This window comes from Stenotrophomonas sp. YJH_SMC_14-1, assembly GCF_059372275.1.
In genome coordinates this window covers 520,492-533,708 of record NZ_JCAFVK010000001.1, presented here as the reverse complement: position 1 = coordinate 533,708, position 13,217 = coordinate 520,492, and the positions used below count along the sequence as shown (strand labels likewise).

Annotated in this window: 11 protein-coding genes; 8 read left to right on the top strand and 3 right to left on the bottom strand. The window is 67.2% G+C overall.

Features of this window, described 5'->3' with window-relative positions; genetic code table 11:
• The first annotated feature begins 17 nt into the window (after positions 1-17).
• The 5 genes from lpxB to AC5P9P_RS02600 all read left to right on the top strand — a co-directional run bounded on the left by lpxB (position 18) and on the right by AC5P9P_RS02600 (position 7,712).
• Positions 18-1,220: a lipid-A-disaccharide synthase gene (lpxB, locus tag AC5P9P_RS02620; protein ID WP_049402564.1), complete on the top strand. Its 1,203-nt coding sequence runs from the start codon at positions 18-20 to the stop codon at positions 1,218-1,220.
• Complete coding sequence (gene rnhB, locus AC5P9P_RS02615) at positions 1,217-1,888, top strand: ribonuclease HII (protein ID WP_005412735.1); 672 nt, start codon at positions 1,217-1,219, stop codon at positions 1,886-1,888. Before lpxB ends, rnhB begins: the two co-directional genes overlap by 4 nt.
• 228 nt (positions 1,889-2,116) lie before the next feature.
• Positions 2,117-5,707 carry a DNA polymerase III subunit alpha gene (dnaE, locus tag AC5P9P_RS02610; RefSeq protein WP_043034852.1) on the top strand — a complete coding sequence of 1,197 codons (3,591 nt, stop codon included), beginning with the start codon at positions 2,117-2,119 and terminating at the stop codon, positions 5,705-5,707.
• 62 nt (positions 5,708-5,769) lie between these two features.
• A complete protein-coding gene (locus tag AC5P9P_RS02605) occupies positions 5,770-6,639 on the top strand; it encodes a hypothetical protein (RefSeq protein ID WP_033834081.1) in 870 nt (289 codons plus the stop codon).
• Between the two features lie 113 nt (positions 6,640-6,752).
• Positions 6,753-7,712 (top strand): acetyl-CoA carboxylase carboxyltransferase subunit alpha, encoded by a 960-nt coding sequence (locus tag AC5P9P_RS02600; RefSeq protein ID WP_005408731.1) that lies wholly within the window; start codon positions 6,753-6,755, stop codon positions 7,710-7,712.
• 173 nt (positions 7,713-7,885) lie between these two features.
• Here the strand turns inward: AC5P9P_RS02600 and AC5P9P_RS02595 are convergent, their stop codons facing one another.
• Positions 7,886-8,341 (bottom strand): CopD family protein, encoded by a 456-nt coding sequence (locus AC5P9P_RS02595; RefSeq protein WP_005408730.1) that lies wholly within the window; start codon positions 8,339-8,341, stop codon positions 7,886-7,888.
• A 187-nt stretch (positions 8,342-8,528) separates the two neighbouring features.
• On the opposite strand from AC5P9P_RS02595, the gene AC5P9P_RS02590 reads away from it, so the two are divergent.
• Together AC5P9P_RS02590 and AC5P9P_RS02585 are read left to right on the top strand one after the other, a co-directional pair.
• On the top strand, positions 8,529-9,119 hold the full coding sequence (locus AC5P9P_RS02590; protein ID WP_049402556.1) for a class I SAM-dependent DNA methyltransferase: 591 nt from the start codon (positions 8,529-8,531) through the stop codon (positions 9,117-9,119).
• Positions 9,120-9,212: 93 nt separating this feature from the next.
• Entirely contained in the window at positions 9,213-10,520 is a 1,308-nt protein-coding gene (locus AC5P9P_RS02585; RefSeq protein ID WP_005408728.1) for a polyhydroxyalkanoate depolymerase, read from the top strand.
• Positions 10,521-10,628: 108 nt separating this feature from the next.
• On the opposite strand, the gene AC5P9P_RS02580 is transcribed toward AC5P9P_RS02585, so the two are convergent.
• Both AC5P9P_RS02580 and AC5P9P_RS02575 read right to left on the bottom strand, forming a co-directional pair.
• Entirely contained in the window at positions 10,629-11,618 is a 990-nt protein-coding gene (locus AC5P9P_RS02580; protein ID WP_049395934.1) for a sensor domain-containing protein, read from the bottom strand.
• Entirely contained in the window at positions 11,615-11,980 is a 366-nt protein-coding gene (locus tag AC5P9P_RS02575) for a PadR family transcriptional regulator (RefSeq protein ID WP_099485262.1), read from the bottom strand. Before AC5P9P_RS02575 ends, AC5P9P_RS02580 begins: the two co-directional genes overlap by 4 nt.
• 136 nt (positions 11,981-12,116) lie before the next feature.
• Between AC5P9P_RS02575 and AC5P9P_RS02570 the strand changes: the two genes are divergently transcribed.
• The gene (locus AC5P9P_RS02570; RefSeq protein WP_049402554.1) at positions 12,117-13,019 is read left to right on the top strand and encodes a peptidylprolyl isomerase; all 903 of its coding nucleotides are present in this window, start codon (positions 12,117-12,119) and stop codon (positions 13,017-13,019) included.
• Positions 13,020-13,217: the final 198 nt, after the last annotated feature.

The window sequence follows — 13,217 nt, the reverse complement described above, 5'->3', positions numbered from 1 at the left end:
TGATTCCGCTGGCCTCGATGGCCGGCAGCGTCCCCGCGCAGCGGGTGCTCAGCGAGCGCCCGTTGCGGATCGCTCTGGTGGCCGGTGAGGCCTCCGGTGATCTGCTGGGTGCGGGCCTGGTGCGCGAGCTGAAGGCACGCTTTCCGAATGCCGAATTCGCCGGCATCGGTGGCGATGCCATGCGCAGCGCCGGCTGCCTGACCTGGCACGATGCCAGCGAGCTGGCGGTGATGGGCCTGACCGAAGTGCTGCGCCACCTGCCACGCCTGCTGAAACTGCGTTCCGCGTTCCGCCAGCGTGCACTGGAATGGCAACCGGACGTGTTCATCGGCATCGACGCGCCCGACTTCAACCTGGGCATCGAACACTGGCTGAAGCAGCGCGGCGTGCGCACCGTGCACTACGTCAGCCCCTCCGTCTGGGCCTGGCGCGAGAAGCGCGCCGAGAAGATCGGCAGCAGCGCCGACCTGGTGCTGTGCCTGTTCCCGATGGAACCCCCGATCTATGCCAGGCACGGCATCGACGCGCGCTTCGTTGGCCATCCGATGGCCGATGACATCCCCCTGCAGGGCAACCGCGAGGAAGCGCGCGCCGCGCTTGGCCTGCCGACCTCGGCCAAGGTGCTGGCGGTGCTGCCAGGCAGCCGCCTGGGCGAAATCTCGCGCCTCGGTGAACCGTTCTTCGAGGCCGCCTGGCAGGTCTCCGAGCGCATCCCCGGCCTGCACGTGGTAGTGCCTGCCGCCAACCCGGCCTGCAAGCGCCTGATCGAAGAACAGCTGTCACGCTCGGCGCTGCCGGTAGCCTTCTCGCATGTACTCGACGGTGAGGCGCGAAACGCGATGATCGCCGCCGATGTGGTGGTGCTGGCCTCGGGCACCGCGACGCTGGAGGCGATGCTGGTCAAGCGGCCGATGGTGGTCGGTTACCGCGTCAACGAGCTGACCTACCGCCTGGTCAAGGCGCTGGGCCTGATCAAAGTCGACCGCTTTGCCCTGCCCAACATCCTGGCGGGCCAGGACCTGGCACCGGAACTGATGCAGCACGACTGCACGCCGGACAAGCTGGCGGCGGCCATCCAGCAATGGTTCGACCACCCGCAGCGGGTGACCGACCTGCAGGATACCTATGCCCGCCTGCATCAACGACTGCGCCGCAATGCCTCGGCCCGCGCGGCCGACGCTGTGGGCGAGCTGTTGATGCGCGACCAGGCCCAGGCATGAGCCGCCGCCACGCCGCAGCGGCCAGCCTGGCCCTGTTCGACGGTGCTGCCGTGGTCGAGCCGGAGCGTCTGGTCGCCGGCGTCGACGAAGCCGGCCGCGGTCCGCTGGCCGGACCGGTCGCGGTGGCGGCGGTGGTGTTCGACCCGGCACGGCCACGCATCAACGGCCTGGACGATTCCAAACAACTCACCGCAGCCCGCCGCGAGCAACTGCATGACCGCATCATCGAACGTGCCCTGGCCTGGCACGTGGTGCTGGTGGACGTGGACACCATCGACCGCCTGAACATCTACCAGGCCACCCTGCAGGGCATGCGTGACGTCGTTGCAGCGGTCGCCCACGTGGCCGGCTTCGCCCGCATCGACGGCAACGTGGTGCCCAAGGGCCTGGTACTGCCGGCGCAGGCGCTGGTCGGCGGTGATGGCATCGACCGCGCGATCATGGCCGCCTCGATCCTGGCCAAGGTCTCGCGCGACCGCTACATGCAGGACGTGCATGCCCGCCACCCGCAGTACGGCTTCGAGCAGCACAAGGGCTACGGCACCCCGGCCCATCTGGCCGCCCTGCGCGAGCACGGCCCCTGCATGGAGCACCGGCGCAGCTTCGCCCCGGTGCGCGAGTGCCTGGAAAACCCGGCAGCTGTGACCGCAGACATCGCAATCGCCTGAATCGCCTGAACGGTCGCTGCGCCCGGCTGCGAAGGCAGGGTCAGGCGGGGCCCGCGGTTCGCCTGCGAACCGTGGGGAGCGATAGCGCGGATGCGATATCGCATGCCGTCAAGAGCTTGTCGCGCCCTCCAGCCCTCGCTACCCTGACCGGGCACTCCAGCGCTTCCCGACCCCGGCGACGATTCCCCCGTCAGCACCCGGGGCCCGCGCGCTCCAACCTGGTCCGGCATGTCCAACTCCCGCTTCGTACATCTCCACGTCCACACCGAGTTCTCGCTGGCGGACTCCACCATCCGTGTGCCGGCCAAGCCGGACCAGGCGGACCCGAAGAAGGCCAAGCAGGCCAACCTGCTGTCACGCTCGGTCGAACTCGGCCTGCCCGCGCTGGCGGTGACCGACCTCAACAACCTGTTCGCCCTGGTCAAGTTCTACAAGGCGGCCGAAGGCGTGGGCATCAAGCCTATCGCCGGCGCCGACGTGCTGATCGCCGAGGAAGGGCAGGATCCGTGGCGGATGACCCTGCTGTGCCGCGACCGCGAGGGCTACCTGAGCCTGTCGCGGCTGCTGACCCGCGCCTGGATGGAAGGCCATCGCCCCGAAGGCGGCGTGGCCATCCATCCGGACTGGCTGAAGGCCGGCAACGCCAACCTGTTCGCGCTGGCCGGCCGGCAGAGCCTGGCCGGGCGCCTGGCGCTGGACGGCAAGCATGAACTGGCCGAGCAGCAGCTGGCCGATTGGCAGCGCGTGTTCGGCGATGGCCTGCACCTGGAGCTGACCCGCACCGGCCGCGAGGGCGAGGAAACCTTCAACCAGTTCGCGCTGATGGCCGCCGGCCAGCGTGGCCTGCCGGTGGTGGCCAGCAATGATGTGCGCTTCCTGGCGCCCACCGATTTCAGCGCGCACGAAGCGCGCGTGTGCATTTCCACCGGCCGCGTGCTGGACGACCCCAAGCGCCCGCGCGAGTACAGCGACCAGCAGTACCTGAAATCGGCCGAAGAGATGTGTGCGCTGTTCGCCGACATTCCCGATGCCATCGACAACACGCTGGCGCTGGCCGAGCGCTGCAACATCGAGATGCGGCTGGGCACCTACTTCCTGCCCAATTACCCGGTGCCCGACGACGAGACCCTGGACACCTGGATCCAGAAGATGTCGCGCGACGGCCTGGAAGAGCGCCTGGAGAAGAATCCGCTGGCGCCGGGCAAGACCCGCGAAGATTATTTCGAGCGCCTGGAGTTCGAGCTCAACACCATCATCAAGATGGGTTTCCCCGGCTACTTCCTGATCGTGGCCGACTTCATCCAGTGGGGCAAGAACCAGGGCATCCCGATCGGCCCGGGCCGTGGTTCGGGTGCCGGTTCGCTGGTGGCGTGGGCGCTGAAGATCACCGATCTGGACCCACTGCCGTACAACCTGCTGTTCGAGCGCTTCCTGAACCCGGAACGCGTGTCGATGCCCGACTTCGACATCGACTTCTGCATGGACCGCCGCGACGAGGTGATCGACTACGTCGCGCGCAAGTACGGGCGCGAGCGCGTCAGCCAGATCATCACCTACGGCACCATGGCCGCCAAGGCAGTGGTGCGCGACTCCGGCCGCGTGCTCGGCTTCCCGTACGGCCTGGTCGACGGTGTTTCCAAGCTGATCCCGAACATCCTCGGCATCCACCTGAAGGATGCACTGGGCAAGGGCAAGGAAGGCCCCAGCTCGGAAATGGCGTCGCCGGAACTGATCCAGCGCTACGAGACCGAGGACGATGTCCGCGACCTGATCGACCTGGCGCTGCAGCTGGAAGACCTGACCCGCAACGCCGGCAAGCACGCCGGTGGCGTGGTGATCGGGCCCGAGCCGCTGAGCGAGTTCTGCCCGCTGTACGCCGAACACGACGAGAACGGCCTCGGCAAGAACCCGGTCACCCAGTTCGACAAGAACGACGTGGAAGAAGTGGGCCTGGTGAAGTTCGACTTCCTCGGCCTGCGCACGCTGACCATCATCGACTGGGCGGTGAAGGCGATCAACAAGCGCCATGAGCGCGCCGGCATTCCGCCGGTGGACATCGCCGCGATTCCGCTGGACGACACGCCCACCTACAAGGACATCTTCGCCAACGGCAATACGGGCGCAGTGTTCCAGTTCGAATCCTCGGGCATGCGCCGCCTGCTGAAGGACGCGCGCCCCGACCGTTTCGAAGACCTGATCGCGCTGGTGTCGCTGTACCGCCCCGGCCCGATGGACCTGATTCCCTCCTTCAATGCGCGTAAGCACGGCCAGGAAGAAATCATCTATCCCGATCCGCGCACCGAAGCCATCCTGAAGGATACCTACGGCATCATGGTGTACCAGGAGCAGGTGATGCAGATGGCGCAGATCGTCGGCGGCTACTCGCTGGGCGGCGCCGACCTGCTGCGCCGTGCGATGGGCAAGAAGGTGCCGGCCGAAATGGCCAAGCACCGCGAGATCTTCCGCGAAGGCGCGGCCAAGGACGGCGTGGACGAAGCCAAGGCCGACGCGATCTTCGACCTGATGGAGAAGTTCGCCGGCTACGGCTTCAACAAGTCGCACGCCGCCGCCTACGCGCTGGTCAGTTACCAGACCGCATGGCTGAAACGCCATTACCCGGCCGAGTTCATGGCGGCCACGCTGTCGTCCGATCTGGACAACACCGACAAGGTGGTCGGCTTCCTCGACGAGGTGCGCAACCTCGGCCTGACCGTGCTGCCGCCCAAGGTGAACCAGTCGGCCTTCATGTTCGAAGCGGTGACCCCGGACACCATCCAGTACGGCCTCGGTGCGATCAAGGGCGTCGGCCAGGGTGCCTGCGAGGCGGTGGTCGAGGAGCGACTGAAGGGCGGCCCGTTCAAGGACCTGCTCGACTTCTGCACCCGCGTCGGCTCGGCCAAGCTCAACCGGCGCACGCTGGAAGCGATGATCAACTGTGGTGCGTTGGACGAGCTTGGCCGCAACCGTGCCTCGCTGATGCTGCAGCTGCCGGAGGTGATCAAGGCTACCGACCAGATGGCCCGCGAGCGCGCTTCGGGACAGAACTCGCTGTTCGGTGGCCCGGACCCGAGCGCGACCACGATCCAGCTGGATCTGCCCGAAGCCGAAGAATGGCCGCTGCTGCAGCGCCTCAACGGCGAGCGCGACACGCTGGGCTTCTATCTCAGTGGCCACCCGTTCGATCCCTGGCGCGACGATGTGCGCGATCTGGTCGGCAACGACCTGGGTTCGGTGGAGAAGATCTGGAGCGCCAACAGCGGTGGTGGCGGCGGCGGCGAAAAGCGCTGGCGCCCGGAAGTACAGACCGTGCTGGCCGGCCAGGTGGTCGGTGTGCGTCGCAAGGGCGAGAGCCAGATCTTCATCCAGCTGGAAGATGGCCGCGGCCGCGTCGAGTGCAGCGCGTTCTCCGACGCGATGGCCGAGTTCGGGCACCTGATGACCAAGGACCGCATCCTGGTGGTCAAGGGCGGCCTGCGCGAGGACGAGTTCAACGGCGGCTACGCACTGCGCATCCGCCAGTGCTGGGACTTCGACGAAGTCTGCGCCAACTACGCCACGCGGCTGTCGCTGCGCCTGGACCTGCGCCAGCAGCGCCCGGTCTGGGAGCGCATCGATGCCCTGCTCGACCGCCATCGCCCGGGGCGCACGCCGCTGCGCCTGGACCTGCTTCTGAAGGGCCCGCACGGCGGCGTCGCCGGCATGCTCGATGTGTCCGGGCAGAGCGCGGTGCGCATCGATTCCAAGTTGATGGAGGCGCTGCGCGCCGACCCCGCCGTACGCACGCTGAAAGTGCGCTACAGCCCACCGTGGGCCAGCTGAGGCTGGCTCTGGTTTTCCTGACCCTCCTGCTTTCCCGTTCCAAGTATCAAGGACGATTGCCGATGAAGACCCTGCTGTTCCCGCTCGTTGCCGCTCTGGCCCTGGCCGCCTGTTCGCCCTCGAAGGTCGAGTTCCAGATCGACAACCCGACCGACGCGCCGCTGGCCCTGAGCATCGATGGCAAGGACCTGCCGGTGGCCGCACAGGGCTCGCGCCCGATCTCGCTCGCTGTCGGTGAGCACCGCCTGCACACCGACAAACTGGGGGACGTGCGCTTCATCGTCTACGTCGATGGCCGTGGCGGCCTGATCAACCCGACCCTGAGCGAGTACGTGATCGCCCGCGAGGTCTATGTCACCGACGAGAGCAAGCTGAAGAACTTCGGCACCGGCAAGGCCGGCATCGAGCTGGGCGGCGTCGACTTCGAGGGCCCGTTCGAGAAGAGCCACGACCTGTTCATCGACAAGACCTGGACCTACGGCGTGCGCGAACCCTTCCCGAAGGAAAAGGTGGTGGCCCACGTCGACGCCAGCGGTGGCCAGATCGTGGCCAAGGTGTTCACCGCCACGGACTTCATCGCTTACGTGGAAGAAGGCATGGGCGAGCCCGGCGCGTTCAAGCGCGAGCAGCCGGCCGGCTACGTGACCCCGGCGTTCAGCCTGGAACCGGCCCCGGCCAGCCTGCCGGCGCTGGTGCCGGCCTTCGAGGCCCACGCCGCGCCGCTGCGCGAGGTCTATGCGCGCTGGCTGAAGGCGACCACCGCCGATGAACAGAAGGCGCTGCGCAAGCAGGACTTCGCTGCGCAGATGGCCTTCACCTCGGCCACCGCCACGCTGGGCAGCGGGCTGGGCCGTGACGCCAACGAGGCCTACAACGACTTCGTTTCCCAGCGCAGCCAGCTGATGGGCCGCAGCGCCCTGGTGGTGCCCTGAGCTGACTGGCGCGCCCCGCCCGGCTGCGCTACCGTCGCCTTCCAGACGAAGGCGTACGGGTGGTTTGCGCGCATTCGGCTAGAATTCCCCTCTTCTTTACACGACGGCTTCCGATGAATCCGAACTACCTCGACTTCGAGCAACCCATCGCCGACCTGGAAGCCAAGATCCAGGAACTGCGCAACGCCAGTGCCGGGCCGGCGGTCAATGTCGAGGCGGAAGTGCACGCGCTGCAGGACAAGCTGCGCATGCGCACCGCGCAGATCTTCCGCAACCTGACCTCGTGGCAGGTGCTGCAGCTGGCGCGTCATCCGTCGCGCCCGTACACCGCCGACTACCTCCGCGTCATGTTCGATGAGTTCCAGGAGCTGGCCGGCGACCGTGCCTTCGCCGACGACAAGGCGATCATGGGTGGCCTGGCCCGCATCAACGGCCGTGCAGTGATGGTGATCGGCCACCAGAAGGGCCGTGACACCAAGGAGAAGATCAAGCGCAACTTCGGCATGCCCAAGCCGGAGGGCTACCGCAAGGCCCTGCGCCTGATGAAGATGGCCGAGCGCTTCGGCCTGCCGGTGCTGACCCTGATCGACACCGCTGGCGCCTGGCCGGGCATCGACGCCGAATCGCGCGGCCAGTCCGAAGCGATCGCGCGCAACCTGATCGAGATGGCCGAACTGAAGGTGCCGATCATCTGCACCGTGATCGGCGAAGGCGGCTCCGGCGGCGCGCTGGCGCTGGGCGTGGGCGACCGCACCGTGATGCTGGAATACGCGGTGTACTCGACCATCACCCCGGAAGGCTGCGCCTCGATCCTGTGGAAGGACGCCGGCAAGGCCAAGGACGCGGCCGAACAGCTGGGCCTGACCGCCCCGCGCCTGAAGAGCCTGGGCCTGGTCGACAAGGTCGTGCGCGAGCCCACCGGCGGCGCCCACCGCAACCCGACGCAGATGGCCAAGCGCCTGAAGGCGGTGCTGCTGAACGAGCTGGATGCGCTGGACAAGCTGTCCACCGAACAGCTGCTGGAACAGCGCTACGCGCGCCTGCGCAGCTACGGCACGTACGAAGCAGCCTGAAGTAGTGCCGGCCGCTGGCCAGCATGCAGGTAGGCCTGGTAGTGCCGGCCGCTGGCCGGCAACACGCAGGTGATTGCAGAAACGAAAGCGCCGGGCATTTGCCCGGCGCTTTCGTTTGCGCCCTGACGGCATCCACGCATGGCGTGGATCTACCGGGTGCAGATGACCCCGCCTCAGAACGGCTTGGCCAGCACCAGCCATACGATCGGAATGAAGGCCAGCAGCGGGATCTCGTTGATCCAGCGCAGCGCGCGCGACGACGGCAGCGCCCTGCCCTTGGCCACGCCCTTGAGCAGGCGGCCGATCCAGCCGAAGTACACCAGCAGCAGCACCACCAGTCCCAGCTTGGCATGCAGCCAGCCGGCGCCACCAGGCGCGACCATGGTCGGGAAATCGGGGATGACCTTGTAGCCCAGCCACAGCACCAGGCCCAGCAGGAATGCCAGGCCGAACATCGAGTGGCCGAAGCGGTACAGGCGCAGGCCCATCAGCTGCAGGCGCTCGGTCACCGCCGGCTGGCCCGCAGTCTCGGCCAGGTTCACCAGGATGCGCGGCAGGTAGAACACCGTGGCCATCCACGCCACCACGAACACGATGTGGAAGGTCTTGACCCAGTAGTAGCTCTGCATGCGCTCGCTCCGGCGGCTGGCGTAGATGGGTACCCATTGTCGCAGTAGAGCCACCCCATGGGTGGCTGCCGCGTCCAATCGCCGCAGCATGGCAGCCACCCATGGCGTGGCTCTACTGCAGGCCCGCCACACCCGGGGGCGCAACACCGTACGATAGGCGCCGTTTTCCCCGATCGCGCACCGCCCCATGGACAAGACCTACGACGCCGCCTATTTCCAACGCTGGTACCGCCGTGCCGACATCGGCGGCAGCGCCCGCCTGGCGCGAAAGGTCGCCCTGGCCGTGGCCAGTGCCGAGTACTACCTGGAACGACCGATCCGCAGCGTGCTGGACATCGGCTGCGGCGAAGGCGCCTGGCGCGCACCGCTGCTGAAGCTGCGTCCGAAGGTCGAATACCTCGGCTTCGACAGCAGCGAGTACGCTGTGCGCCGCTACGGCAGGACCCGCAACCTGCACATGGCCCGCTTCGGCGATTTCGCCTGGCTGCGGCCCTGTGCCCCGGTCGACCTGCTGGTCTGCTCGGACGTGATGCACTACGTGCCCGACCGCGAGCTGCGCGCCGGACTGGCCGGCGTGGCAGAGCTGACGGGCGGCGTGGCCTTCCTGGAGACCTTCGCCGCCGAGGACGCGTTCGAAGGCGACCACGACGGCTTCCAGCCGCGCCCGGCGCGTTGGTACCGCCGCACGCTGGCCCGGCATGGCCTGCAGCCGGTGGGGTCGCACTGCTGGCTCGGCCCCGCCCTGGCAGGCGATGCGGCCGCGCTGGAACGGATGTGAATCCAGATTCATTATTTTCAGCCGACTTAACCTGCGGGACACCCGGATGGGATATGCTGCGCGGCAACATATGACCATACATATTCGGTCGTCATGCTCTATCAACTGCACGAACTGACCCGCAACCTGCTCGCCCCCTGGGTGCACCAGGCCCAGGCCAACGCCAGGTTCTTCGCCAACCAGGGGCACTGGTGGTCGCAGATGCCCGGCGCTGATCGCCTGGCGGCGGTCAATGAACTCTTCCACCGCATCGGCAAGGATTACGAGAAGCCCGAGTGGGGCATCAACGAAATCGACGTCGATGGCGAACGCGTGCCGATCGTCGTGCACGAGGAAGTAAGCAAGCCGTTCTGCAAGCTGCTGCGCTTCAAGCGCCACAGCAATGAAGCCGACCAGCTGCACACCATGCTCAACCAGCCGTTCGTGCTGGTGGTAGCGCCGCTGTCAGGCCACCATGCCACGCTGCTGCGCGATACCGTGCGCACGCTGCTGCGCGACCACCGCGTGTACGTCACCGACTGGGTGGACGCGCGCATGGTGCCGGCCAGCGAAGGCGAATTCGGCCTGGACGACTACATCGCCTACATCCAGGAATTCATCCGCCACCTCGGTGTGGAGCGCCTGCACGTGGTGAGCGTGTGCCAGCCGACCGTACCGGTGCTGGCCGCGGTTTCGCTGATGGCCAGCCGTGGCGAACCGACGCCGCGCACGCTGGTGATGATGGGTGGCCCGATCGATGCGCGATGCAGCCCGACCGCAGTGAACAACCTGGCCACGCAGAACCCGCTGTCGTGGTTCGAGAACAACGTCATCCACACCGTGCCGGCCAGCTATCCCGGCGCCGGTCGCCGCGTGTACCCGGGCTTCCTGCAGCACGCCGGCTTCCTGTCGATGAACCCGAGCCGCCACTTCAGTTCGCACTGGGATTTCTACACCGACCTGGTCAAGGGCGACCTGGAAGACGCCGACGCGCACCGTCGTTTCTACGACGAGTACAACGCGGTGCTGGACATGCCGGCCAGGTACTACCTGGATACGATCCGCGTGGTGTTCCAGGACTTCCTGCTGCCGCGTGGTGAGTGGGTGGTCAACGGCGAGAAGGTCGATCCGTCGGCGATCCGCGATACCGCGCTGCTGAGCATCGAGGGCGAGCTGGACGATATCGCCGGCCTTGGCCAGACCGAAGCAGCACAGGCGCTGTGCACCGGCATCACTGCGGACCGCCGTGAGCATTTCATCGTCGAAGGTGCCGGCCACTACGGCATCTTCAGCGGCCGTCGCTGGCGCGAAGTGGTGTACCCGAAGGTGCGCGATTTCTTCGCCGCGCATGCCGAAGCACCGGCGGCGAAGGCCACGAAGAAGAAGAGTAACGTCACCCCGTTGCGGCGAAAGGCGGGCTGATTCCCGGCAGGGGTCGGTTCCCTTTCCAGCGGAAAGGGCTCTGACCCCAGCATGATGGGATCCGGGGTCAGAGCCCTGTTCTGCGAACAGGGATCCGACCCCGACTGCTTACAACCGCACCAGCAGGTTCTTGGCGATCAGCCCGTGCAGCTTGCCGATGCCGCGTGCCAGATGCATCGTCAGCAGTAGCAGCAGCGCGCCCGCCGCAGCAACCGTGATCGCCACCAGCGGCGATGCAGCCATCGGCAGTACGTTCACGCCATCGACGTACACGCCCGGAATGTCGCCACTGAAGATCGCCGCGACCGGCGCCCAGATCAGGCTCAGCGACAGCGACAGCAGCGTCACCGCGAGGGTGAAGTAGATGACGCCCAGCGGCAGCATCAGCACGAAGTACAGCAGGGTCAGCCAGGTGCGGCCATCGGTGAACATGTCGCCGATGCGCTGCAGCCAGGTGCGGCTGCGATCGGTGTAACGCGGACGGCGCGGCATGCGCTCGCCCAGCAGCGCTTCCACCAGCCGCCCTTCCAGCAGCGCCAGCCCGCGCACCGAGCCGAAGAACAGCACGGTCAGCGGAATGCCCACGATCAGGATCAGCAGGCCCAGCGACAGCGACAGGCCGGTCACCACCCAGGTGAAGAAGAAGATGCCGGTAGCCAGCGACAGCAGCATGTAGAACAGCGCACCGTAGGTGTGCGGATCGGTCACCACGCCGAAGAAACGCGCCAGCAGCGAGCGCTGCACCGGCGCCGGCGGCGGTGCGGCCGGCTCGACGCCACTGGCTTCGGCCGCTGCGCGCAGCACCGGTGCGGTATCCGCACGCGGCGTGCGCAGCGCGCGGTTCACCGTCACTTCGGTCTCGCGGTAGATCTCGGCCACCTCGTCCGGCGCGCCATAGCTGCCGGCAACGTCGGCGATCACCTCGGCCTCGCTGCGGCCGGGCTGCGCCGCCAGCTCCGAGCGCAGGTATTCCTCGGCGTCGTACAGCGCGTCCTGCACCATCGCCGGGTCGGCACCTTCCAGCGCCACACGTAGCTGCGCCAGGTACTGCGGGATGGTCGTGGGCAGGGCTCGGCCTGCCAGGCTCGGGTCGTTCATTGCGGTACCCCCTCCAACACGGAATCGACGGAATCGCGGGTGGCCTGCCAGGCGTGGCGCCACTGCGCCAGCACCTCGCGGCCACGTTCATTGATGCGGTAGTAGCGCCGCGGCGGACCGCTGCTGGACGGCTCCACGTGGCTTTCCAGCAGACCGGCAGCCTCCAGGTTCCGCAGCACCGGGTACAGCGCGCTCTGCTTGCCGCTCAGCACGCCCTCGCCCACCCGCTCCAGCTCCTTGGCAATGAGATAGCCGTACAGCGGCTCCCCGGCCCGGGCCAGCACCGCCAGCAGGGCCAGCGATACCGTTCCGGCGCTCAGCTCCTTCTGGAACTTCTTCAGGTGGACATCGTCCTCGGACATGACCGGGCCTCCACTACGTTGAAGTCCACAGTAGTGCGAAGTTCGGTATAGCGAATGTGTCGTTAGTCATCGTGCCGGTTGGCGTGGCCGGGCCGCTCGCGCAGAATCGAAGCCTCGTTCATGTTCCGGGGATCCCATGCCGCACCTTCGTCGCCTTGCCCTGACCGCCATCGCCCTGTCCTGCCTGCTGCCCGCCATGGCCAGTTCGGCCACGCCCTACCGCAGCCCGCAGCAGATCCTCGACGCATCGGCGGCCAGCGAATGGCGCACCCCGGACCCGGCCAACCTGCTGTACATGGACCTGCCGGCTGGGCGGGTGATCATCGAGCTGGCGCCGCAGTTCGCCCCGCGCCATGTCGCCAACATCCAGACCTTCGCCCACGAGCACTTCTGGGACGGCACCAGCATCTACCGCTCGCAGGACAATTTCGTGGTGCAGTTCGGCGATGCCGACGCCGATGACGCGGCGAAGGCCAGGACGTTCGGCAGCGCCGCGCGCAAGCTGCCGGCCGAGTTCGAACGCGCCAGCGCCGGCCTGAAGGTCAGCGTGCTGCCGGATCGCGATGGGTGGGCCGCGCAGACCGGTTTCGTCGATGGCTTCCCGGTAGGCCAGGACCCGCAGGCCGGCAAGACCTGGCTGGCGCACTGCTACGGCATGCTCGGTGCCGGCCGCAGCAACGAGGAAGACAGCAGCATCGGCGCCGAACTGTACGTGGTGACCGGCCAGTCACCGCGCCAGCTGGACCGCAACATCACCCTGGTCGGTCGCGTGCTGAAGGGCATGGAACTGCTCAGCGCGACCCCGCGCGGGCCGGCGCCGATGGGCTTCTACACCGACCCGAAGCTGCGCACACCGATCGTGTCGATCCGCCGTGCCAGCGACGTGCCGGCAGCCGAGCGCACGCCGATCCAGGTACTGCGTACCGACTCGAAGACCTTCGCCGATACGGTGGAGGCGCGGCGCAACCGCGTGGATGATTTCTACAAGCGTCCGGCCGGGCATATCGATCTGTGCAATATTCCGGTGCCGGTGCGCTGATGGTTTCCTGCGCGTGACGCGTGCTGAAGGTGCTTCACTGTTCATGGGCGTCACTTTTCTTTTCGCGCGAAAAGAAAAGTAACCAAAAGAAACGCGCCGCCAGGTCGCGAGCCGCCGTGCTTCGCACGTCGGTTCCCTGCGCTTCTCGGTGAATCAGGGGACGGCGCCGAACTCGCTATGCTCAGACATCGGCGCCTC

Bases quoted from the DNA above. Each gene is read 5' to 3' on its own strand.
- AC5P9P_RS02600 (WP_005408731.1), top strand. From the start codon at position 6,753: ATGAATCCGAACTACCTCGACTTCGAGCAACCCATCGCCGACCTGGAA.
- AC5P9P_RS02605 (WP_033834081.1), top strand. From the start codon at position 5,770: ATGAAGACCCTGCTGTTCCCGCTCGTTGCCGCTCTGGCCCTGGCCGCC.
- lpxB (WP_049402564.1), top strand. From the start codon at position 18: ATGGCCGGCAGCGTCCCCGCGCAGCGGGTGCTCAGCGAGCGCCCGTTG.
- rnhB (WP_005412735.1), top strand. From the start codon at position 1,217: ATGAGCCGCCGCCACGCCGCAGCGGCCAGCCTGGCCCTGTTCGACGGT.
- AC5P9P_RS02585 (WP_005408728.1), top strand. From the start codon at position 9,213: ATGCTCTATCAACTGCACGAACTGACCCGCAACCTGCTCGCCCCCTGG.
- dnaE (WP_043034852.1), top strand. From the start codon at position 2,117: ATGTCCAACTCCCGCTTCGTACATCTCCACGTCCACACCGAGTTCTCG.
- AC5P9P_RS02580 (WP_049395934.1), bottom strand. From the start codon at position 11,618: ATGAACGACCCGAGCCTGGCAGGCCGAGCCCTGCCCACGACCATCCCG.
- AC5P9P_RS02590 (WP_049402556.1), top strand. From the start codon at position 8,529: ATGGACAAGACCTACGACGCCGCCTATTTCCAACGCTGGTACCGCCGT.
- AC5P9P_RS02570 (WP_049402554.1), top strand. From the start codon at position 12,117: ATGCCGCACCTTCGTCGCCTTGCCCTGACCGCCATCGCCCTGTCCTGC.
- AC5P9P_RS02575 (WP_099485262.1), bottom strand. From the start codon at position 11,980: ATGTCCGAGGACGATGTCCACCTGAAGAAGTTCCAGAAGGAGCTGAGC.
- AC5P9P_RS02595 (WP_005408730.1), bottom strand. From the start codon at position 8,341: ATGCAGAGCTACTACTGGGTCAAGACCTTCCACATCGTGTTCGTGGTG.